The sequence below is a fragment of the Aliiglaciecola sp. SL4 genome (assembly GCF_041538045.1).
Classification (GTDB): Bacteria; Pseudomonadota; Gammaproteobacteria; order Enterobacterales; family Alteromonadaceae; genus Aliiglaciecola.
Map to the genome: position 1 here is coordinate 1 of NZ_JBGOSE010000030.1, position 1110 is coordinate 1110.

Annotated in this window: 1 protein-coding gene; it reads left to right on the forward strand. The window is 44.8% G+C overall.

Annotated elements, in window-relative coordinates:
- Positions 1-1077: elongation factor Tu (gene tuf / locus AB6T38_RS19190; protein WP_372548822.1), on the forward strand; the 1077-nt coding region annotated here is incomplete at its 5' end.
- Between the last annotated feature and the right edge of the window lie 33 nt (positions 1078-1110).

Consider the following 1110-nt stretch of genomic DNA (forward strand, 5'->3'; position numbering starts at 1 on the left):
GCAAAGACCTATGGTGGTGCTGCATCAGCGTTTGATCAAATCGATAACGCTCCAGAAGAGCGTGAACGTGGTATCACAATTTCAACGTCTCACGTTGAATATGATACTCCTTCACGTCACTATGCACACGTAGATTGCCCAGGACACGCGGATTATGTTAAGAACATGATCACTGGTGCTGCGCAAATGGACGGCGGAATCTTGGTTGTTGCGGCAACTGACGGTCCTATGCCTCAAACACGTGAGCACATCTTGTTAGGTCGCCAAGTTGGTATTCCTTACATGATCGTATTCATGAACAAATGTGACATGGTTGACGACGAAGAGTTGTTGGAACTAGTAGAAATGGAAGTACGTGAACTTCTAACAGAATACGAATTCCCAGGCGACGACTTACCAGTCATTCAAGGTTCAGCGCTTAAAGCGTTGGAAGGCGATGCAGCATGGGAAGCAAAAATCATTGAGCTTGCAGAAGCACTTGATAGCTACATCCCAGAGCCAGAGCGTGCCATTGATAAGCCATTCATTTTACCAATTGAAGATGTATTCTCAATCTCAGGTCGTGGAACAGTAGTTACCGGTCGTGTAGAGCAAGGTATCATCAAAGTAGGTGAAGAAGTTGAGATTGTTGGTATCAAAGATACTACTAAGACAACTTGTACTGGTGTAGAGATGTTCCGTAAGTTGCTTGACGAAGGTCGTGCAGGTGAGAACGTTGGTGTACTACTACGTGGTACTAAGCGTGATGACGTAGAGCGTGGTCAAGTATTGGCTAAGCCAGGTTCAATCACTCCTCATACACAGTTTGAAGCAGAAGTATACGTATTGTCTAAAGATGAAGGTGGTCGTCACACTCCATTCTTCAAAGGCTATCGTCCACAGTTCTACTTCCGTACAACAGACATCACTGGTGCAGTAGAGTTACCAGAAGGTGTTGAAATGGTAATGCCAGGCGACAACTTGAAATTCAAAGTTGAGCTAATTAACCCAATCGCGATGGACGAAGGTTTACGCTTCGCAATCCGTGAAGGTGGCCGTACTGTTGGTGCTGGTGTAGTAGCTAAAATCATCGCTTAATAGCGAGATAAGATACAAAAGCATTTAAAAAGC